Raw genomic sequence first — 24,071 nt, forward strand, 5'->3', positions numbered from 1 at the left:
ATATTATGAACAGACGTGATTCCCTTAAAGCATTAGGCTTTACCACACTTTCGGCAGGATTAATACTGGAAGCTTGTAAACCAGGTGCGCCAAAAACAGAAGAAGCAGCGCCGGCAGCCACAGGAGCCGAGGCCGGCCGCCAGCCTTTTGAGGTTGAGCGCGATAAAAAGCTGAATGGCGATAAATTTTTTACAGCGTCAGAAATGGCTACGATCACTGTCTTGGGCGATATTATTATCCCTAAAGACGAAAAATCGGGCAGCGCATCAGATGCCAAAGTTCCTGATTTTATAGAGTTTATTGTTAAGGATATGCCCGATCATCAAACCCCCATGCGTGGCGGTTTGCGCTGGTTAGATTTGCAATGCCTTAACCGTTTTGGCAAGGTATTTACCGATTGCAGCCATGCCCAGCAGATAGAGCTGGTAGACATGATTGCCTACCCCGCCAAAGCCAAACCAGAAATGGCCCAGGGCGTGGCCTTTTTTAACCGCATGCGCGATTTAACCGCATCTGGTTTTTATACCACCAAAATGGGTATTGATGATATTGGCTTTGCCGGCAACAACCCCAACAAATGGATCGGCGTACCCGATGATGTATTGAAGCATTACAATATGCAGGATGTAAAAGCTGGCGTATAACAAACACATATGCACAACAAAAAAGGAGCTGTAAAGCTCCTTTTTTGTTGATAGCTGCCTGCTAATTACGGCTATATTGCAAGTTTAAAGGAATGGGGGCAGGGTTTTTGCCACTGATGGTGCCGGGCGTGAGATAACTCAACTTGAGTTTAAAGTCCTCATTCTTGTGAAGATACTCCAACCGGAGCGGATAAAATCCCTTTTTTAGCGGTAAAATGTATGAGTACGTATGGCGCCTGTAGTCGCCGTCCCATTGTATCAGCAGCTTATTGCCGATATATAACTTTGAATCTTTATCGGCATCTAAAATAAATATATAATAACCATCTTCCTTTGTTTCCAGCAAGCCGTCAATAACCAGGGCGAAATTGTTTTTGCGTGGTAGGTTATCTGCATCAAAATCGCTGTTTGTTATTCCTGTTTTTGTGGGCTTTAAACTTTTAACATCCGGCCATTTATCCCACGAGCCTTCATAATAGGCATAGTTAAAGCCGCCCGGTCTTGCGTTTTTTAGCATTCCAACCGGGCGCATTTCTTTTTCGGTTGTAAAATTGCCGCTTACGGTTTTATCATAGCGGTCGCGGTTGGTGAACCGTTTATACATTACAGTGGCAGGCTCGCTTAACGTAATTTCGGGTTGTGCTTTTGCCGAGGAAATTGTGGGCTCTGTTCCGTCAACTGTGTAGCGCACCTTTGTGGTGTCGTTAAAGTACCATAACTTAATAGGCTTGTCCTTTAAAATTATACCATTCATCGGGTGAAATTCCAACGCCCCTGTATAACTGGCGTAGGTAAATTTCAACCCGTCGTACGTGGTTTTGAGCCTTACCGAGCTATGGGTTTCGTCAGGATAGGTAACTATCTTCCAGTTTAAACCCTGCGGGGCGGCTTTTTTGAGTACGAGATCCATAGTATCAATCCTCATAGATTTGCCATCACGCCCCTCCCGGCCGCTTATGAAAATTGTGGTATTTGAACCGGCTAAAGCGGGCAGTTTACTGCCAGCTATTTTGGGCAGATAGCAATTATCCCACCAAAGGCTGGGGTCGACGGCTATATACGATTTAAACGTTTTGGGTTCATTTAGCATCGCGTAAATCACGAATAAACCGCCCAATTAGTGCCCCCAAAGCGTATTATCGCCGTTGGATGGATACGTTTTATTAACATAAGGAATCAGCTCGGTTTTAATGAAACTAAGGAATTTATCGGCCCCGCCGGATGTTTTCCAACCTTCTAAATGAGTTGGTGTAAGATCTTTATTCCTGTCAATACCTAAAACGCTCACAATTATCGTTGGCGGCATATAGGCTTCGCCTTCAACAAAGCGCTGTACCTGTTTAATGAGGCCGGTGTTCCAGTTGCCGCCATCAAGCACGTAAAGCACATCATATTTATCAGTGCTCCCCGGTTTATAATTTGCGGGAGTAAATACCTGTATTAGTCTTTTTTGGTTTAATACTACCGAATTCAAGGAGTCGAGTTTACTTCTTTCGGGTACTCTAAGCACAGTATCCTGCGCCTTAACCAGCGTAACCAGGCCGCTGATGATTGCTAGCACAATTAAAAATAAGCGGAACGTTTTCTTCATTTTAATATCCATTATTCGCTTCTCAAACTTTTTACCGGGTTCATCAACGCTGCTTTAATGGCCTGCACGCTAACAGTTGCAAGGGCTATTAATATAACAAGGCCTCCGGATAGCGCAAATATCCACCATTGTATGGTGGTACGATAGGCAAAACCCTGTAACCAGCTATTTAGGGCATACCAGGCAACAGGCGATGCAACGAGCATGGCAATTATTATCAAAACCAAAAACTCTGATGAAAGCAACCCGAATATGGAGGCTGCACTGGCACCAAGTACTTTTCGTACCCCTATCTCTTTAATACGTTGCTCGGCAGTAAACATAGCCAATCCAAGTAACCCAAGGCACGAGATAAATATTGCAAGAAACGCAAATATGTTTGACAGCCGGCCTACAATCTGTTCGCTTTTATATAGTTTTTGGTATTGCTCATCAGAAAAATTGTAGTTGAAAGGAAAGTTTGGGTTTAGTATCTTACATAATTTGGAAATACCCGCCAATGCTTCTTTTGTTTTGCCGGGCTGCGTGCGAATTAAAATATCGCCCCCATCCAGTTTGCCCTTAACCAGGTGAATAATCAACGGCAAAATTTGCTTATGCAGCGACTGGAAGTGAAAGTCTTTCACCAGCCCGATAATCTTTCCCTTACGCCCCCACATGGTAATTGATTTACCAATCGGATTTGTAAAACCTAACTTTTGCTGCGTTACCTGGTTAATGATAAAGTTATTGGAGTCGGTAGGATAATTATCAGAAAAATCGCGCCCGGCTAACATTTTCAGCTTCATGGTAGATACAAAATTGTAGCCAACCGCTATGTTCGGAAAAGCGACGGTGTTGTTAGGGTCTTTTCCATCCCAGGTTACACTAATAGTACTGTTATCAATAAACGTGGGGTTGTTTGATATTTGGCTAACTGATTTAATCTCCGGCAAATTCATCGCCTCGTTTTTAAAAATATCATACTTGCCACCCAGGTCGCCTTCAATAGGGATGTACAGCAGGTTTTCCCTATCATAGCCCAGGTTCCTGGTTTGGATAAAGTTTACCTGTTTGGATACCACAATGGTGGCGATAATTAATACCGACGAAAGCACAAATTGCATTATAACCAAACCTTTGCGAAACCAAACGGCACCGGCATCGAGCTTTAATGTTCCCTTTAATACCTTTACCGGGTTAAATGACGATAAAAACAGAGCCGGATAACTGCCCGAAACTAAGCCCGTAGTTATTGTGATTATAAAGAGTTTTAGCCAAAAGGAAGCTTCGTTAAAGGGCATGATTATTTGCTTTTGAGTAACCTGGTTAAATACAGGTAATAACACAATGGCTAAAATCAATGCTACTGAAACTGCCAGGACAGTGAGCAACAGCGATTCGCCTATAAACTGCCTGATTAATACCCCGCGCACGGCGCCCATAACCTTTCGTACACCAATTTCCCGCGCCCTTTTTACCGACTGGGCCGTTGTAAGGTTCATGAAATTAATGCAGGCAATAAGCAGCACAAATACAGCAATGATGCTAAATAGCTTTACGTATTCTATACGGCCGCCAGTTATTTTGCCATTTTCAAAGTTGGAGTGTAGATAAACCTGGTCAAAGCGTTGCAAGCCGTACTCAACCCGGTAGCTTTTTTGAAAAGTGCGGTAAGTATCTAAAAAGTGCGTTATTTTTTTGTCGGCTGATGCCGGGTTGGCATCCTTACGTAACATAACAAAGGTTAACGGCCCGCTGTTATCCCATCTTTTTGAGCCGGGATGATCGGCTAAATAGGCGCCCCAATTAATTAAGTAATCAAATTTGCGGGAAGTATTGCCGGGCAGGTCTTTAAATACAGCCGTAACAGTAAAATCTCTTTCATCATCGAACCTGATAGTTTTACCGATAGCCACATCGGGTTGCCCGAAAAACATAACTGCCATTTTTTGGGATATAGCTATGCTCGCCGGCGAATTTAACGCCGTGCCAGCTTCTCCTATTAAAAGTGGATAGCTAAACATTTTAAAGATATCAGCTCCGGCAAAAGTGCCGTTTAGCTTCAATATTTTATTAGCAACCCTAAAAGTATGATTGTCATTTTCATCTTCCATATTGATGGCATATTCAACTTCGGGCAGCGTCTTTTTTAATTCGGCTGCCATTTGGCCCGGCGTGTCGTAGTTGCCATCTATTTTATGATCATAATACTCCTGCTCATAAACCTTATAAAGCCGGTCTCCATTTTGATGATAGGCATCAATGTTGAGCTCATTTTGTACCCACAGCAAAATAAGCAGGCTGCATGCCAGCCCAACCGACAGCCCGGCAATATTGATAAAAGAATGCGCTTTGTTTTTTACAATATTACGCCAGGCTATTTTTAAATAATTCTTAATCATGTTATTTAAAACTTTAAGTTTTTTCGCTTTAGCTGTAATTAACTACTATTCAGATCGCAAACTCTTTACAGGGTTCATCAACGCGGCTTTAATACTTTGATAGCTTACCGTGAGCAACGTTATCATGATAGCCCCTAATGCAGTCGCGCCAAATATCCACCACGACAGCTCGGCGTGGTACTTGTAATCCTTTATCCAGCCTTGCATAAAGTAATAAGCGGTTGGTATAGCTATGATTAATGATACAACAACCAGCACTACAAAATCTATCGACAACAGGCGCCACAGGCCAAATACTGATGCCCCTAATACCTTGCGTACGCCAATTTCTTTGGTGCGCTGCTCGGCCATAAATGATGCCATACCAAACAGGCCCATACAACTAATGAAAATAGCCAGCAGGGTAAAGAAACCAGCCAGTTTACCTATCCGCTCCTCGTTGGCAAACTTTTGAGCATATTGATCATCTGTGAATTTATAATCGAAAGGGCTGGCCGGGTCATACTGTTTAAATACAGCTTCAATTTTACGTAATGCTTCGCTGGCGCTTTTGCCGGTGTTCAGCCTGATATCAACTATCCCGGGAGCATACGGAACCATATAAAATATAGTTGGTTTTACAGGCTCATAGGGTGATGACATAACCATATCCTTCACTACGCCTATAACTTTAAAAGTTTTGTACCATTTAATGGTTTCGCCAACCGGGTGTTTAAAGTTCATGAACTTTACGGCGGCTTCGTTCAATACTATTCCCGATGAATCTGTTAAAATATCTCTTGAAAAATCGCGCCCGTCGGTAAGTTTCCAGCCAGCCGTTTTTCCAAATTCGGGGCTTACGGCAATTGTGCCAAAATCATCCTGCAGATTAGGGTCCTTATCCCTCCAGGTAAGGCCACTATTATTAGAATATACCCCAGTTAACGGACTATCAGACTCGGCCATTTCAACTATTGCTCCCGACTGCAGCAGGTCATTCCTTACTGCCGTAAAGTGCTGGTGAATGGCATCCGTTTTCATTTCTATTTGTATAAGGCCTGTTCGGTCATAACCTATTGGTCTGTTCTTGGTGAATTGCACCTGCCTGAAAACAATAATAGTACCTATGATTAAAGCAACGGAAACCGTAAACTGTAAAACCACCAGTACTTTACGGGGTAATGCAGCCATTCGTCCGGCTTTAAATGTTCCTTTTAAAACTTTCACCGGCTTAAATGATGACAGGTAAAAAGCAGGATAGCTACCCGCGATGAGCCCTGTTATGAGGCTAAAACCAATTCCCAGTATCCAAAACATCGGGTTGGCCCATAATACCTGCATGGTTTTATTGGCTACCTGGTTAAACCAGGGTAAAATAAGCTGTACAAGAACTATGGAAAACAGGAAGGCAAATGCCGAGATCAGTACCGACTCTACCAAAAACTGACCAATAAGCTGGCCTCGCAACGATCCTACCGTTTTACGTATACCCACTTCTTTGGCCCGTTTTTCTGACCGGGCCGTGCTTAGGTTCATGAAATTGATGCAAGCCAGCAATAATACGAATACACCAATAATGCCAAACATCCATACAAATTGTATAGCCCCCCCGGTATTAATACCATTTTTAAATTCCGAATATAAATGCCATTTGCTTATCGGGTGCAAAAACACTGTTGGCTTAAAAGATAAACCCAGCTTATTGCCCTCTGCGATAAAAGCATTTAGCTTCAAATCTTTTATCCTGGCCGATACCTTGTTTATATCTGCATTGGGGCTTAGCTGTGCAAATAGCTGCCATGAATTATTGCCCCATTGTGTAATGTTTGTTTTTACATGAGTAGTCATGTATAAATCCCACGGTGCAATAAATGCCACTTCAGCTAAGCTGTTATTATGCGGCAGATCTTCGTAAACGCCGGTAACCTTAACGTTCCATTTATTGTCGATCTTTAAGGCTTTAAACATGGGATCTGTGTCACCAAAAAGTGCTTTAGCCAGTGATGCAGATAGAATGATAGACGATGGATCTTTTAGACCGGATCGTGTGCCTTTAATCATTTTTAAACTGAACACGTCGGGTGCTTCGGCCTGCATATAATTTCCCTGTTGGGTTAGTTTTTTATCACCGAATGCTATGATGTGTGCGTATGTCCAGGTAGATAGTACTACATACTTAAAATCATTCTGATAGTCATCCCGCAGTTTATAACCCAACGGCATAGGTATATCGGATTGTGTGCCTACACTGCCATTAAAGGTTTGGTGCTGCATAACCTGTACCAGGCGGTCATAGTTTTTAAAGTACCTGTCGTATGACAGCTCGTCCCATATCCACAAGCCAATAAGCATAGCCACTGCCATACCAACTGATAGGCCGGTTATATTAATAAAAGTATGCGCCCTGTTACGCGTAAGGTTTCGCCAGGCGATCTTGATATAATTCTTGAACATGTTGTACGTTTTAAGTTGTACGTGATACGTTTTTATTTTACTAATGACCAATGACAGCGTAGCGAAATGGCCAATGACTAATTCCATCTTGCCTCTATTCCGACCGAAGGCTTTTTACCGGGTTCATCAACGCGGCTTTAATACTTTGGTAGCTAACAGTAAGCAGGGTAATTGTGATAGAACCAATAGCCGTGGCCCCAAAAATCCACCAGGAAAGTTCGGCGTGGTATTTGTAATCCTTTATCCAGTCTTGCATAAAGTAGTAAGCGGTTGGTATAGCTATCAGTAATGATATAGAAACCAGCACTACAAAATCTATCGACATTAAGCGCCACAGGCCAAATACTGATGCCCCTAATACCTTGCGTACCCCAATTTCCTTGGTGCGCTGCTCGGCCATAAATGATGCCATACCGAACAACCCCATACAACTGATAAAGATGGCCAGCAGGGTAAAGAAACCGGCCAGTTTACCTACACGTTCTTCGTTGGCAAATTTTTGGGCGTACTCTTCGTCGGTGAATTTGTATTCAAAGGGGTTGCCGGGGGCATATTGTTTCCAGGCAGCCTCGATTTTACCCAGCGTTTCATGCGGGCTCACTTTAGGGTTAATGCGGATATTAATGAGGCCGCCGCTGTTTTTTGTAAGATAGAAAACGGTTGGCTGTATTGGCTCGTAAGGCGATGACATCACCATATCCTTTACTACACCAATGATCTGGAATTTTTTATACCATTCCAGCGTTTCGCCTACCGGGTTTTTCAAATGCATAAATTTAACAGCAGCCTCGTTTACCACCATGGCTGATGAATCGGCTAAGTTGTTTTTGTCAAAATCGCGGCCATCTAATACTTTCCACTGAGCTGTTTTGCCAAATTCTGCGCTTATGGATATCGTACCAAAATCATCCTGAAGAGTTGGGTCTTTATCGCGCCATTTAAAGCCGCTGTTGTCAGAGTATATATCCGTTAGCGGGCTGTCAGATTCAGACATGTCAACGATAGCGCCCGACTGGATCAGGTCGTTTCGTACCGCATCGAAATGATTATGGATCTCGTCGGTACGCATATCAACCTGGATCAGCCCGGTACGATCATAGCCTACCGGCCGGTTCTTGGTATACTGCACCTGCCTGAAAACAATGATGGTACCGATAATGAGGGTAACTGAAACAGTGAACTGTAATACTACCAATATTTTACGCGGCAGGGCAGCAAAGCGGCCCGCCTTGAAGGTGCCCTTTAGCACTTTTACAGGCTGGAATGACGACAGGTAAAACGCCGGATAGCTGCCTGCTATGATACCTGTAAAAATACTAAAGCCAATACCCATAATCCAGAACAGGGGATTAAACCATAGTATAGTAACGGTTTTATCGGCAACCTGGTTAAACCACGGTAATATCAGCTGCACCAAAACTAACGACAGGAAGAAGGCGAAAATAGTTATCAGCATCGATTCCATAAAAAACTGCCCAATGAGCTGGCTACGCAGCGAACCAACTGTTTTGCGGATGCCTACTTCCTTGGCCCGTTTCTCGCTGCGGGCGGTGCTCAGGTTCATGAAATTAATACAAGCCAGTAGCAATACAAATACGCCGATAAGGCCAAACATCCAAACAAATTTAATATCGCCGCCCGTATTGATGCCGTTTTTAAACTCCGAGTATAAGTGCCATTTACTCATGGGATGTAGAAAAATAGCGGCCTTAAAGGTTAAGCCAATTTTGTCGTTATTAAGCTTTAACCCCTCCATTTTCAGGTTTTTTATTTTGGCAGATACCCTGTCCGGATCGGCATTAGGTTGTAGTTGGGCAAACAATTGCCAGGAGTTATTGCCCCAGGTTGTGCGCGCCTGTTTCAGGTAAGGCTGCGTTGTCATAAACAAGTCCCACGGTGCAATAAAGCCAAGTTCTTTAAAGCTGGTATTATGGGGCAAATCCTCATACACCCCTGTCACCTTTACGTTCCATTTATTATCTATTTTTATAGACTTAAACATAGGGTCGGCATTACCAAAAATGGCTTTTGCCAATGATGCCGAAAGTATGATAGACGATTGATCTTTTAATGCCGAACGTGTCCCCTTCAGCATTTTAAGGGTAAGCAGATCAGGTGCTTCGGCCTGCATATAGGAGCCCGCGTAAGATAATTTTTTTTCGCCCGATGCAATTATATGCTTAAAATTCCAGGTAGATAATACCACATATTTAAAGTCGCTGTTATATTCATCCCTTAACTTATAACCCAGTGGCAGGGGAATAGAGTTTTGCGTCCCAACTTCGCCGTTAAAGGTTTGGTGCTGCATTACCCGCACAATTCGGTCGTAGTTATCATGATACTTATCGTATGATAGTTCGTTCCAGATCCAAAGCCCTATCAGCACAGCCACAGCCATACCAACCGATAGCCCTGTAACGTTGATGAAAGTGTGCGCCTTATTTTTTATAAGGTTTCGCCAGGCGATTTTGATATAATTCTTTAACATGTAGTACGTTTTAAGTTATAGGTAATACGTTTTTAATTTTTACCTTTTTTCAATGACTAATGACAGCGCAGCGAAATGACTAATGACTATTCAGATCTCAGGCTTTTAACCGGGTTCGTCAGGGCTGCTTTGATGGCCTGGAAACTTACTGTAATTAATGTAATGGCAATAGCCCCGGTACCCGATAATGCAAATATCCACCAGGTTATTGGCGACCTGTACTGGTATTGATGAAGCCAGCCGTTCATAAAATAATAAGCCACGGGGATTGCAATAAGTAATGATATAACTACCAGCAACACAAACTCGGTTGATAATAAGCGCCACAGGTTTGCTACGGATGCTCCCAATACTTTGCGTACGCCAATCTCTTTCACCCGTTGTTCGGCAACAAATGATGCAAGGCCAAACAGGCCAAGGCAACTGATAAAGATAGCCAGCACAGCAAACACCGTTGCCAGGTTGCCTATGCGTTGTTCGTCGCTAAATTTGCGGGCGTACTCATCATCATTAAACTTAAACTGAAATGGGCTGCCGGGGTTGTATTTTTTAAACACGGGCTCAATTGTACCCAACGCTTCGCGCATGGGCATTTTAGCGTTTATGCGCAAGGTGATGACGTTAACCCAAGTCGGGTTCATATGAAAAACGGTAGCGACGGTAGGTTTGTACGGTGATTCCATTACCATATCTTTTACCACACCGGTTATAACGTGGTTTTTACCTGCCCAATGCATAATTTTGCCAATGGGGTTTTTAAGTCCGCTTAGCTTTACTGCCGATTCGTTTAAGATAAACGCCCCTGTATCAGTAGGAAAACTTCTTGAAAAATCGCGGCCTTCAATTATCTTCCAGCCAACGGTTTTACCATAATCATAAGTTACGGCTATTGTACCAAATGTTGGATCGAAGCCCGGGGCTTTGCCAGCCCAATCGAAACCACCGTTGTTTGACCATACCTGGGTTGTTGAACTGTTTGATTCTGCCATGTCGGCCACCGCGCCGGTTTGGATCAGGTCGTTCCGCATGGCTTCATAATGGCCATAAATTTCGGGCGTGTTCATATCAACCGTAATTAACCCCTCGCGTGTATAGCCAATAGGTCTGCTGCGTGCAAATTGAATTTGCCTGAAAACGATAATGGTGCCTATAATGAGCACAATAGATACCGTGAACTGTACAACCACTAAAACCTTACGCGGCAACGAAGCAAAGCGCCCAACACGAAAAGTCCCTTTTAATACCTTAATTGGTTCAAAGGCCGAAAGGTAAAATGCCGGATAGCTTCCTGCTATAATTCCGGTAAAAAAAGTAAAGCTCAAAGCTGCTGCCCAAAACCAGGGATTAGTAAAAGGCATAGCAATTTGCTTATCGGCAATGTTATTAAAATAGGGCAAAGCAACTAAAACCAAAACAAGCGTAACCACCAAAGCTAAAAATGCAAACATCAGCGATTCGCTCAAAAACTGCTTTATCAGTTGCGAGCGGACGGAACCTATCGCTTTACGGATGCCCACTTCTTTCGCCCGTTTTTCGCTCCGGGCGGTGCTTAGGTTCATGAAATTGATACAGGCCAACAGCAATACAAACGTACCGATGATGCCGAACAGCCACACCAACTCAATGCGGCCGCCAACTGCTTTGCCGTTTTTGAAATCGCTGTACAGGTGCCATTTGGCCATGGGATGTATTTGCATTGCCTCGTCGTTCATTTTGAAATGAGGCTTGGTAATGTTCCTGATCTTTGCTGATACTTTGGCAAAATCGGCATGCTCATTCATCAAAGCAAATAAATGGCAGCCATGGTTATCCCAGGCAGTACTTTGCGTATTCCACCAGTTTGCCGGGTTGCTCCAGGGTAACATAAATTTAGTTGGATAAAAGCTGGTATTATAAGGCAAATCCTGGTAAACCCCGGCTACCTTCATATCGGTTTTGTTATCAATGCGTACAACCTTATTTATAGGGTCGGCACTGCCGAACAAGGCTATTGCTACAGATTGCGATAATACAAAAGATGAAGGGTCTTTAAAGCTGGCATAGCTCCCTTTTATCATTTTTAATGAAAGTATAGCGGGCAAATCGGGCTCGGCCCACATGCCGTTTTGTGATATCTTTTTATCGCCAATAGCTAATATATGTGTGCCCTCCCAGGTAAGCGCGGTCAGCTTAAAATCACCCGCATATTTGGTACGCAGTTCGGCGCTAAGGGGCACCACGGTCGACCCGAATGTGACTGTCTCGCCGTTGGCCGTTTGGGTGGTCATCACCTGGGCTATATGGTTATAGTTTTGATGATACTTATCAAACGATAACTCATCCCATAGCCAAAGCCCTATCAGCATAGCCACCGCCATGCCCACAGATAATCCGGCTACATTAATAAATGTATGCACCTTGTTTTTGGCGATGTTTCGCCATGCGATTTTGAGGTAATTCCTGAACATGTTGTACGTTTTAAGGTGTACGTGATACGTTTTTTAACTCAACTAATGACCAATGACAGCGCAGCGAAATGACTAATGACTAATTCTGTCGATTCTTGACTCTTAATTCTTGGTTCTATTCCGATCTCAAGCTCTTTATAGGATTAACCAACGCTGCTTTTATGGCCTGGAAACTTACGGTTACCATGGCTATTACAATGATAATACCACCCGCTATAGCAAATATCCACCAATGCATGGGCGTTTGGTAAGCAAAATCACGCAGCCAGGCGCTCATGGCATACCAGGATACCGGCAGGGCCAAAAACAACGATATGACAACCAGTAGCAAAAACTTTGATGATAGCATGGCAAATAACGAAGCTGCACTTGCACCCAACACCTTGCGGATGCCTATTTCTTTGATGCGTTGCTCGGCAGTAAACATAGCTAAGCCCAACAGGCCAAGGCACGATATAAATATAGCCAGGAACGCAAACGTGTTTGAAAGTTTGGTTACTATCTGTTCGTTTTGGTAAAGCTTTTGGTATTCGTCATCGCTGAAGGTGTAGCTGAATGGGAATGCGGGATTAATTTGCTTAGCCAGGGTTGCCAAACTGGCCAATGCTTCGCGGGTTTTGCCGGGCTGTGTTTTAACCAGGATATTACCATAGCCCTCCTGCTCGCCATACCTAATAATCAGCGGCTGGATTTGCTCATGCAATGATGCAAAATGAAAATCTTTTAATACGCCGATGATTTGTCCCTTTTTGCCCCAAAAGGTTAAAGGCTTACCTATAGGATCGGCATATTTTAATCTTTTTAGCGTTGTTTCATTGATGAGGTATCCTACTGAATCGGTACCGTAAGCCTTCGAAAAATCGCGACCGGCAGCCATTTTAAGTTTCATGGTTTTTACAAAGTCGTACCCTACCGATACCTGTGTAAACTGGATTTGTACGTTATGATCTTTACCTACCCAATCAACATCGCTGGTGCCGTTATCGAGCCCCGTTGGTGTAGCCGTGATCCGGCTTATTGACTTGATGCCCGGCATTTGCAAAGCTTCATCTTTAAAAGCCTGGTATTTATGAATCAGTTCGCCATTCATCGGGATGTAAATAAGATTTTCGCGATCAAAGCCCAGGTTTTTTGATTGCACATAATCCATTTGCTTGGATATCACAATGGTAGCGGTAATCATGACTACCGACAGGAAAAACTGGAATACCACCAGTCCTTTACGGAACATAGTTGTACCGGTATCTAACTTCAATGTTCCTTTTAAAACGTTTACCGGGTTAAAAGATGATAAAAACAAAGCCGGGTAGCTGCCTGATATAAAGCCGGTAACTAAAGTGATGGCTACTAATTTTAACCAGAAGCCAGGCTGATGAAATGGCAACGCTATCTCTTTTTGTGTAATGCTGTTAAACACCGGCAGCAGCAATACCAATAATAATAATGAAACCATCACAGCCAGCGTAGTTACCAGCATAGATTCGCCTATAAACTGTTTGATTAGCACCGAACGCACCGCACCGACAACTTTGCGCACGCCAATTTCACGGGCACGCTTAACTGAGCGGGCTGTTGTAAGGTTCATGAAGTTGATGCAGGCTATCAGCAAAATAAAAATAGCCACAATGGTAAACAGGCGCACGTACTCAATACGGCCTCCTTTAAATTCGCCGTTTTCGAAATTGTTATGCAGGTATCCATCTTTAAATGGTTGCATGCCTAACTCTTCAGTAAATGTGCCTTTCTTTTGGTTTTTATTCAGGTTGTCTAAAAAGTGGGTGAGTTTTTTTTCTACTAAAGCCGGGTTGGCATCAGGCCGCAACATAATAACGGTTGAAGGGCCGTTGTTGCCCCAGATTTTTGCCCAATCGTTATCTGCTAAAAATGCATCCCAGTTCATAATAAAATCGTACTGCTGCGAAGAAGTTTTGGGCAGGTCGTGGTAAACGCCGGTTACTTTAAAATCCTTCCGGTTTTCATAGCGGATGGTTTTGCCAATAGCCGCATGCGCGTTGCCAAAAAAAGCTTTTGCCATTTTATTGGAGATGGCCATGCTGACCGGCGTATTTAAAGCCGTTTGCACGTTGCCCTCCAGTAGAGGGATGGTAAACATTTTAAAAACGTCGGCACCTCCATTAACCCCGCCCATTTTCAGGATTTTATCGCCAACACGGAACGTGCTTTCGCCGCCGTAGGAAATTCCTGTTGATGCCTCAATTTCGGGAATTTGCTTTTTAAGCTCATCGGGCAACAAGCCAGGGGTGTTATATTGGCCAACAACCTTATTATCATAGTACTGGCGTTCATAAACGGAAAATAAACGGCTGCTGTTTTTGTGATAAGCATCCATCTCCAGTTCGTTTTGCACCCATAGTAAGATCAATAAACTACAAGCCAGCCCTAAAGAAAGTCCCGCAATATTTATAAACGCATGTGCCTTATTCCTGATAAGGTTTCGCCATGCGATTTTTAGATAATTCCTTAACATATGTTAGTTCATTGGTTTATTAGTTCACTGGTTCATTGGTCTTGTCTGTTGGCTTACGCCACCAGTATGAACAATGCTTCTCTCTTAATTCTTTTTTATTCCGCTTTTAAGCTTTTCACCGGGTTCATTAGTGCTGCTTTTATAGCCTGGAAACTTACGGTAAACAGGGCCACTATTACTGCCAATACACCGGCCAGGGCAAACATCCACCAGCTAATGGTTACGCGGTATTCAAAATCCTGCAGCCATTTGCTCATGCCCCACCAGGCCAAAGGTGTGGCTATTACAAAGGCGATGATCACCAGCTTTAAAAAATCTGTCGATAGCAATTGCACTATACCGGTTACGCTTGCACCTAATACTTTACGGATCCCTATCTCTTTGCTGCGCTGCTCGGCACTAAAAGCTGCCAGGCCGAAGAGGCCAAGACATGATATCACAATAGCCACCATCGTAAATGAATTGATGATTTGCGATAGCATGATCTCGGTTTCGTATTGTTTTTGAACCTCGGTATCCAGGAAAGTATATTCAAATGGCACCTCGGGGAAATCTTTACGCCAAACTGCCGATATTTTATCAAGCAACGCTTTATAATTACTGCTGCCTACCGATACCAGCATGCAATTAAAATAGCCGGGATCGTTTTGGTAAACCATCATAAAGGGCCGTACCTCGCTGTGCAGGGAATTGTAATTGAAGTTTTTCATTACGCCCGCTATCTCAACAAAGGTGGCAGGTTTGCCATCATATTGGGAGTACAGCCTGGTGCCGGGTGCTTTTTGCACATCCAGGCCAAGGCGTTTGGCCAAAGTTTCATTGATCAATACGCGGTTGGTATCGTTCAGCCTGAAATCGCGGCCGCTTATTAAGTTTACGCCATTGGCTTTTACAAAATGTTCGTCGGTATTAATGTTTTGGGCATCAACAGCGGCAGCCATGTTGCCACCTGCCAGGAAAACGCCGTGATCATGCGGTACAAATTGCCCTAAATAGTTATCCGCATTATTTACCGCTCTTACTTCTGATAGTTCCTTCAGATCATTAGTAAAAGCAGCCATTTTTTTCTGCGACGCTTCGGTGTAAAAATTGAAGATTAGCTTTTGATTTTTATCAAAGCCAAGATCTTTATTCTTGATGTAGTTTAGTTGGCTATAGATAACAATGATACCTGTAACCAAAACTATAGATAAAACAAATTGGAAAACAACCAACGATTTACGAATGCCGGTTGCCGAAACCTGGTTGGTAAAATTCCCCTTGATCACTTTAATTGCTTCGAAAGCCGACAGGTAAAATGCAGGATAGCTGCCCGCCACCAAACCGGTAACCGCTATAAGGCTTAACAGCATTATCCAGATTTTGTAATTACTAAAAAAATCTAATTGGATATTAGCCCTGGTAACCTGGTTAAGGTAAGGCATTAGCAATATAAGCAGCGGCAATGCAATGGCAACACCTATAAAAGCCAGCAGGAACGATTCGCCTAAAAACTGTTTGATTAAATCGCCTTTGCCTGCGCCTATCACTTTGCGTACACCAACTTCCTTGGCGCGTTTTGAGGCGCGGGCGGTGGATAAGTTCATGAAGTTGATACAGGCAATTACCTGGATCATTACGGCAATTAATATCAGCAGGAATAAAAACGAAGGGTCGAGGGTTTTACTCAGTTCGTTTTCAAAACCTGGGGTGGTGTGAATACTGTTTACCGGCTGCAGGTGTAATACCTTTTTCATGCCGATAGCTTTTAGCTGTTGGGCCGCATATTTATTCAAAAATTCGGGCAGCTTTTTTTCCAGTGCTGCGGCGCTGGCATCGGTCCTTAATTTGATGTAGGCATACAGGAAGTTGTTGCCGGCCCAGGCATCATTCCTCCTTACCGATTCGCCAAAGCCTCCGCTGTTCATCGCTATGTACATATTGCCATGAATGTGCGATTTGCCCAGGCTTTCGTTAACCACACCCATAACCTTATAATCGTGTTTGCCGAAGGAATTATCAATAGATATCATTTTGCCAACGGCATTCTCACTGCCAAAAAGCTTATCGGCCACAGGCTTAAACAGCACTATAGAATATGGCTCGGTTAACGCGCTGTTAGCGCTGCCACTCACAAAGTGGTAGCTGAATACGTCGAAAAATGTAGAATCTACAAACAGCGCGTCCTTCTCATAAAACGACTTTTCTTTGTAGCGCAGCAGGTGTTGTTTGGCACCAAACTTTTCGGTGGTTACCACGCGGGTAAATTGCTTTACCTCGGCAAAGTCATTCCGCATAGCCGGGGTTATCGGCGGCGAACTTGCCCCGCTATGGTGTTTATCGCCGGTCAGCTCCAGGTCGGTAGTCACCCGGTAAATATTCTCGACACCCTTATGTTGTTTATCGTAACTATACTGGTCCTGCACATACAACAAAATATACAGGCAACACAAAGTACCCGTAGCCAGGCCTATAATGTTGATGAAACTAAAGGTTTTGTTTTTTAACAAAAACCTCCACGCTGTTTTTAAATAACTCTTGATCATAGTTTATTGGTTCACTGGTTCATTAGTTCATTGGTGCATTGTCGTTAGTCACTGGTCATTAGTCATTAATGAGTCTGGCAGCCAATGACTAATGACAGCGAAGCGAAATGACCAATGACTGATCTATTCCGCTTTCAAACTCTTTACCGGGTTCATTAACGCGGCTTTGATGCTTTGGTAACTCACGGTACAAATAGCAATTACAATGGCCATTATCCCCGCCAGGGCAAACATCCACCAGCTGATACTGATGCGGTTGCTGGGGTTAAAATCCTGCAGCCACTTATTCATGGCCCACCAGGATATGGGCGACGCTATCAGTATGGCTATAAATACCAGCTTAACAAAATCCAGCGAAAGCAGCCGGGTAATGTTGGCTATGCTTGCGCCAAGTACCTTGCGGATGCCTATTTCGCGGCTGCGTTGTTCGGCCATGAAGGCAGCCAGGGCAAACAGGCCAAGGCATGCTATGATAATAGCCAGCATAGCAAAGCTGGTAAATATGCGACCCATGCGCTGCACATCGGCATACATGTTGGCAAATTGCTCGTCCATAAAGCTGTAACGGATGGGTTGGTTTGGCGAAAAGCTTTTCCATACCGCATTTATCTGCGCCAACGTACCTTTTACGTTATCGGTTTTAATTTTTACTGACACGATAGACGGACTGTTACCCAGGTGCATCACCAGCGGATCAAGTGTACCTTTTAGGCTTTCAAAATTAAAATCCTTTACCACGCCAATAATGGGCACAGGCGCGCCGTAATTGCTTATTTTTTTGCCGATGGGGTTTCTAAGGCCTAATTTTTGGGCCATGGTTTGGTTAATGATAACCGCCTGCGAATCGGTTTTTAGTTTAGGGTTAAAATCCCGGCCGGCTACTATAGTCATGCCCAGAGTTTTTATATAATCGGCATCAACATCCCAAAACTGGCCGCCCGTACCGGCTTCCAATTTCTGTTTACCCTCATTATGAAACTCATTGCCGTTGCGCTTGGTACCCGATACGGGTAAAAAATCGCTCACGGTGGCGCTTTTTACTGCCGATAGCTTTAGTAATTCGTTTTTGAAGTTTTGCACTTCTCCTTCAAGCGTGTTCGTGCCCTGTATCATCAGCACCTGGTCTTTTTCAAAGCCTACCTTTTTGTTCAGTATATAATGCATCTGGTTATAAATAACCACCGTGCTGATAATTAATATAATGGATGTGGTAAATTGAAAAACAACCAGCCCGTTGCGCAAAAACGAACTTTTACTGCCCGTAGCCAGCTTGCCTTTCAACACTTCTACAGGTTTAAAGCCGGAGAGGTAGAATGCGGGATAAACACCGGCCAGTATGCCAACTACCACAGCGGCAGCCATTATAGTGGGCATAAACCACCAGTGCTGCCACGGTATGGTTAATGTTTTTGCTGCAAGCGTATTAAAATAAGGCATTAATAATGCCGCCAAAACAATGGCTATAATAAAGGAGATAAAGCTGTAAATCAATGATTCGGCCAAAAACTGGCCAATCAGGCCGCTGCGCTGTGAACCTACCACTTTACGTAAGCCCACCTCCTTTGCCCTGTTGGCCGATTTTGCCGTGGCCAGGTTAATAAAATTAATACAGGCTATCACCAATATAAAGCCCGCCACCGCACCAAACAGCCACACAAAACGTATATCACCGTGCGAAAGGCCATCGCGGATATCATAAGAGTATAGGTTGATATCTTTAATATTTTGCAAAAACATGGTTAAAGCGGCGGCAATCCTATCCGCGTTTTTATCGCCACCTCTTCTCATATCGGGTATGTAATAGCCTTGTATTATGCCATCGGTTATCTTTTTATTTAATGCTTTAACATCTGCCCCCGCCTTAAGTAACACGTAAACATCGTAATTGCTGGCTCCCCAGGTTTCCTGTTCGCCATCCCAAAACTTAACACCGGTTAGGGTAAGCAAAAAGCTGTAATGGAAATGTGATGTAGTGGGAAAATCCTGCATCACGGCCCCAATTTTATAAGGGCGGCTTTTATTGTTGTTAAGGTACATCACCTTGCCTACCGGGTTTTCACCAGGGAAATATTTATCGGCCTTGCTTTTTGATATCACCATGGTTTGCGGCTCGGTAAGCGCGTGCGCCAGGTCGCCGTATACCATCGGGATCTTTAGTATTTCCAGCAGCGACTGATCCGCGTAAGCAAAACCATCTTCATGGGTGTTTTGTACGCCATCCGCACGTTTCAGCTCGTTACTGCCCGCACCCCAAAACAGCGAGTTATTCATTATCCGGCCCGATTTTTCCACCTCCGGATAGTCGTTTTTTAACGTCTTAGCCATAACAGCAGGCCAGGAAGTACCTTTCTCGTGTATGGCATCTATGTTATAGGCACCCACAATCCGGTAAATCCTATCGGCATCCGGGTAGCTTTTATCAAAGCTAAGCTCATCCCGGATGTATAAGGCTATCAATAAACATGCGGCGATGCTAAACGCAAAGCCTCCAATTTTAATGGCCGCGTACATTTTTTGCTTTTGCAACTGCCTTAAGGCAACTTTTAAATAATTCTTGATCATACCGGTATTAATTAAAATTGAACTTCTTTTATCCGATTTCTGGTGTTCTTTGTATGCAGGCAAATAAGGTGGCACAACCCTGGTGTTTTCTTCGGCCATCGTATCTGCGGGCTTTATATTTTGCAGTATCCTTTCAAATAACAAGGAGCTGTTGGTTTCTGTATCCTCTTTTTCATCCTGCCACCAGTCAAAAATTAGCATGAGTGAGGTTTTTAGCTCGGGATTTTCCGTTAACAGCTTATCCAGTTCGCCTAATTCCGCTGCCGATGCCTCGTTAGCCAGTTTTTTTGTCGCCAGTTGCCAAACGTGTTCCTCTATGTTCATACTTTATAGGTAGATAAATTGACATACAATGGTAAACCCCACCAATTACATGGAATAAAATATGTGCCATTTATTTAAGTGGCAGTTAATCAGTTGTTTATGTAGATGTGAATGTGCCGGGTGTTCGAATACGAACATCTGGTGTTCGGTTTTATGCGGAAGTTCTGAGGTATGCAGTACAGATTTGAGGAAAATTATCATAAATTAGCTTAAGTATCAGCAACCTATCTTTATATGCAAAAAATCATACTCTTCGTTTTTCTTCTTTTTGTTGCAGAAACCGCATTCGCTCAAAAAACTTATATACAATGCGGAAAACTGATCGACGGGACCTCGCCGGCAGCGCAAACACAAATAACTATAGTTGTCGAGGGTAAAACCATTGTCGATATTCAAAAAGGGTATACATCAGGAACCGCTACAGACAAGGTTATTAACCTGCAAAACAAAACGGTAATGCCGGGGCTAATTGATTGCCATGTACACCTGGAATCTCAATTTAATAAAAATTCGGCTATCCAGGGTTTTACATTAACTGATGCCGATATTGCTTACCAGGCATCAGTATTTGCCAAACGCACCCTGATGGCTGGCTTTACCACCGTGCGCGACCTTGGCGGCACCGGCGTAAATATCAGCCTGCGTAAAGCAATAAGGCAGGGGCTGGTTGATGGGCCCAGGGTAATAACTGCCGGCAGGGCAATATCAGCAAGCGGCGGCCATATGGATCCATCGGATGGGTTTAGGGACGATGCTTTTAACCACCGCCCGGGGCCTGATGAAGGCGTAGCCGATGGTAAGGACGAATTGATAAAAGCGGTAAGGCTTCAATTTAAACGCGGATCCGACGTAATCAAAATAGCATCTACCGGTGGTGTACTGGATTTAAGCGAGGATGGGTCGGGCGCACAGTTCAGTATCGACGAAATAAAGGCTGTTGTAGAAACAGCCAAAGATTATGGCCTTAAAGTGGCTTGTCATGCCCATGGCGCCGAGGGCATACGAAGGGCTATACTGGGTGGCGTAACCTCAATAGAGCATGGCACTTTTATGGATGATGAAGATATTAAACTGGCCAAACAATACGGCACCTGGTACGTACCCACCATCATCGCCGGAAAGTCGGTTGCCGATTCGGCCCGGATGCCGGGATATTTTCCGCCGGTAATTGCCCGTAAAGCCCTTGAAATAGGGCCCCAGATACAACAAACGTTTACCAAAGCTTATAAAGCCGGGGTAAAAATTGCCTTTGGCACCGATGCCGGAGTATACGCGCACGGTAAAAACTACATCGAATTTCAGTATATGGTTGAGGGTGGCATGACGCCCATGGAAGCCATAAAGTCGGCAACAGGCAGCGCCGCCGATCTGCTGGGCATGAGTTCAAAAATAGGCAGCATAGCCAGCGGGAAATCGGCTGATATTGTTGCGGTTGACGGCGACCCTTTACTTGATATAAAAGCGATGAAAAACGTAAGCTTTATCATGAAAGAGGGAAAAATATACAGCTTATAATGGTAAATAAATTCTTATAGCGGTAACATTAATGTTTGCCGCGCGTCTTACGTGCTTTATGTGTCAAAACTTTTTGCCCACAGCGGGTGTATTCATTTTGTAACACGCCCACTGCTGTTTGTTTATCATTTTTCATATATGACTGATTTGAAACTATTATCTACACTACTGCTTTCCGCGGCTTTGTCTGCCACGTTTACATCATCCCAGGCCCAGCAAGCGGCCCAACCCGAAGATCCCGCCCTTAAAATTTACCGCGAAACACCCCGTAAGGTAAACGATTTGGTGCACACCAAATTGGATGTTAAGTTCGATTACAAAAAACGCTATATGTACGGCAAGGAATGGGTTACGTTAAAACCACATTTTTATCCTACCGATACGCTCCGTTTAGATGCCAAAGGCATGGACTTAAAAACAATTGCCGTCGTAAAAAACGGTAAAAACGTGCCGCTGAAGTTTACTTATCAGGATAGCCTGACCGTGGCCATTAAACTGGATAAAGTTTACCGCAACAACGAAAGCTATACTGTTTACATTGATTACACTGCCAAACCCAATGAGCTTAAAGTAAAAGGCAGCGCAGCTATTAACGATGCCAAAGGGTTATATTTTATTAACCCGGATGGTACAGAAAAAGATAAGCCAACCCAGATATGGACGCAAGGCGAAACTGAAAGTTCATCGACATGGTTCCCTACCATTGATAAACCAAGCCAAAAAACTACCGGAGAGATTAGCATGACCGTGCTGTCCAAATACGTAACCCTATCAAACGGCAAACTGGTATCGCAAAAAAACAACGCCGATGGCACCCGCACCGATACCTGGAAACAAGATTTGCCGCACTCGCCATACCTGTTTATGATGGCCGTTGGCGATTTTAAGATATTTAAGGATAAATGGCGCAACAAAGAGGTAAACTATTACCTGGAGCCAAAGTACGCGCCATACGCTAAGGAGATTTTTGGGATGACACCCGAAGCTATCGAGTTTTACTCCAAAACTTTGGGGGTAGATTATCCCTGGTATAAGTACTCGCAAATTGTGGTGCGCGATTATGTAAGCGGTGCGATGGAAAACACCTCGGCTACCCTGCATGGCGCTTATGTGCAAGGCACCCACCGCGAACTGTTAGATGCTTACTATGACGATGGCCGCAGCACCATCGTGCATGAGCTTTTTCACCAATGGTTTGGTGATTATGTGACTGCCGAAAGCTGGAGCAACCTAACGGTAAACGAATCATTTGCCAACTTTAGCGAAACCCTTTGGGCCGAACATAAATACGGCCATGATGTAGCCGACGAGCATAACTATATTGATATGCAAAACTACTTCCGGTCGCCAGATGCACGTACCAAAAACCTGGTGCGCTTTCATTATGCCGATAAGGAGGATGTATTTGATGTGGTTACCTATCAAAAAGGCGGTCGCATATTAAATATGCTGCGCAACTATTTAGGCAACGAAGCTTTTTATAAAGGTCTGAATATTTACCTGACCACCAATGCCTTTAAAAATGGCGAAGCCCAGCAATTGCGCTTAGCCCTTGAACAAGCCAGCGGGCTTGATTTGAATTGGTTTTTTAACCAATGGTATTATGGGGCAGGCCACCCGATACTGGATATCAGCTATAAATGGGACGATGCTACCAAAACACAAACCGTTTACCTGCAGCAGAGCCAGGACGGGCAGATATTTAAACTGCCAATGGCCATTGATATTTACACAGGCGGCAAAAAAACACGTCATAAAGTTTGGATGAACAATCAGAACGATACCCTTACTTTCAAACTGGCATCTAAACCCGACCTGGTAAATGTCGACGGTGATAAAATACTCTTAACCAAGAAGACTGACCATAAAACTTTGCAGGAATTTGCTTTCCAGTATTTTAACGCGCCGCTTTACCTGGATAGATTGGAAGCCATTAATGCAGCTGCCGATAAGCAAAGCGAAAAAGACGCGCAAAAAGTTCTGATTGCAGCATTGAACGATAAATATTATGGATTGCGGGATAAAGCCATCCGCACAATTAAGCTGGATAATGATGCCATCCGCAATGCGGCACAGCCTATTTTGGCCAGGTTGGCGCAAACAGATAATAATACATTGGTGCAGGCCCAGGCCATTGCCGCGTTGGGCAGCCTTAAAGCATCCGGTAATATGAATTTATTTAAACAGGCCTTAGGCAGTCAGTCATACGCTGTTCAGGGTGCTGCGTTAAACGCTATTAATTTGCTCGACCCGGCGTTGGCCATGAACCTGGCAAAAAATTATGAAGCCGATAACAAAGGCGGCCTTACTGCAGCCATGATGAATGTTTACGCTACCAGCGGCACGGATGCCCAATGGACATTTGTTTACAAGCAATTTGATGAAGCTGCACCGCAGGCTAAATATAATGCCCTCGATAAATTTAGCGCCATGGCAGGCCGTGTTCAAAAACCAGAATACGCCCAGCAAGGGATCAGTCAGATTAAAGATTTTGGCATAAAATATAAACCGCAGGGTATTGCCGATCCCGCTATCAAATTTATAACCGACATTAAAGAAAAGCGTGCGCAGATGCATGATGATGCAACTGTTAAAGTTGCGGACGATGCTATTAAACAGATCAACGACGCTAAATAGATGTGCAGATTTCAGATTTCAAATGTGCAGATG

Annotated in this window: 12 protein-coding genes; 3 read left to right on the forward strand and 9 right to left on the reverse strand. The window is 43.9% G+C overall.

Translation table 11 applies throughout. The features are described from left to right. Positions 1-5: 5 nt before the first annotated feature. Positions 6-644, forward strand: a complete 639-nt coding sequence (locus PQ469_RS00780; RefSeq protein ID WP_274211280.1) for a gluconate 2-dehydrogenase subunit 3 family protein — start codon at positions 6-8, stop codon at positions 642-644. Positions 645-705: 61 nt separating this feature from the next. Here PQ469_RS00780 and PQ469_RS00785 read toward each other — a convergent pair whose 3' ends face one another. The 9 genes from PQ469_RS00785 to PQ469_RS00825 form a co-directional block, all read right to left on the reverse strand. After that, positions 706-1,734, reverse strand: a complete 1,029-nt coding sequence (locus PQ469_RS00785) for a PA14 domain-containing protein (RefSeq protein WP_274211281.1) — start codon at positions 1,732-1,734, stop codon at positions 706-708. A gap of 27 nt (positions 1,735-1,761) precedes the next feature. Further along, positions 1,762-2,235 carry an alpha/beta hydrolase gene (locus tag PQ469_RS00790; RefSeq protein ID WP_274211282.1) on the reverse strand — a complete coding sequence of 158 codons (474 nt, stop codon included), beginning with the start codon at positions 2,233-2,235 and terminating at the stop codon, positions 1,762-1,764. Between the two features lie 11 nt (positions 2,236-2,246). Continuing rightward, positions 2,247-4,619 (reverse strand): ABC transporter permease, encoded by a 2,373-nt coding sequence (locus PQ469_RS00795; protein WP_274211283.1) that lies wholly within the window; start codon positions 4,617-4,619, stop codon positions 2,247-2,249. Positions 4,620-4,664: 45 nt separating this feature from the next. Next, complete coding sequence (locus PQ469_RS00800) at positions 4,665-7,052, reverse strand: ABC transporter permease (protein WP_274211284.1); 2,388 nt, start codon at positions 7,050-7,052, stop codon at positions 4,665-4,667. A 94-nt stretch (positions 7,053-7,146) separates the two neighbouring features. Then, on the reverse strand, positions 7,147-9,540 hold the full coding sequence (locus PQ469_RS00805; protein WP_274211285.1) for an ABC transporter permease: 2,394 nt from the start codon (positions 9,538-9,540) through the stop codon (positions 7,147-7,149). A gap of 86 nt (positions 9,541-9,626) precedes the next feature. Then, positions 9,627-11,987 carry an ABC transporter permease gene (locus PQ469_RS00810; protein WP_274211286.1) on the reverse strand — a complete coding sequence of 787 codons (2,361 nt, stop codon included), beginning with the start codon at positions 11,985-11,987 and terminating at the stop codon, positions 9,627-9,629. 115 nt (positions 11,988-12,102) lie between these two features. After that, positions 12,103-14,475 carry an ABC transporter permease gene (locus tag PQ469_RS00815; RefSeq protein ID WP_274211287.1) on the reverse strand — a complete coding sequence of 791 codons (2,373 nt, stop codon included), beginning with the start codon at positions 14,473-14,475 and terminating at the stop codon, positions 12,103-12,105. A 95-nt stretch (positions 14,476-14,570) separates the two neighbouring features. Next, on the reverse strand, positions 14,571-17,000 hold the full coding sequence (locus PQ469_RS00820) for an ABC transporter permease (protein ID WP_274211288.1): 2,430 nt from the start codon (positions 16,998-17,000) through the stop codon (positions 14,571-14,573). 123 nt (positions 17,001-17,123) lie between these two features. Beyond that, on the reverse strand, positions 17,124-19,886 hold the full coding sequence (locus PQ469_RS00825) for an ABC transporter permease (protein WP_274211289.1): 2,763 nt from the start codon (positions 19,884-19,886) through the stop codon (positions 17,124-17,126). 234 nt (positions 19,887-20,120) lie between these two features. On the opposite strand from PQ469_RS00825, the gene PQ469_RS00830 reads away from it, so the two are divergent. After that, positions 20,121-21,401, forward strand: a complete 1,281-nt coding sequence (locus tag PQ469_RS00830) for a metal-dependent hydrolase family protein (RefSeq protein ID WP_274211290.1) — start codon at positions 20,121-20,123, stop codon at positions 21,399-21,401. A 138-nt stretch (positions 21,402-21,539) separates the two neighbouring features. After that, complete coding sequence (locus tag PQ469_RS00835) at positions 21,540-24,038, forward strand: M1 family metallopeptidase (RefSeq protein ID WP_274211291.1); 2,499 nt, start codon at positions 21,540-21,542, stop codon at positions 24,036-24,038. The last annotated feature ends 33 nt before the right edge of the window (positions 24,039-24,071 follow it).

Source organism: Mucilaginibacter sp. KACC 22773 (genome assembly GCF_028736215.1).
Classification (GTDB): domain Bacteria; phylum Bacteroidota; class Bacteroidia; order Sphingobacteriales; family Sphingobacteriaceae; genus Mucilaginibacter.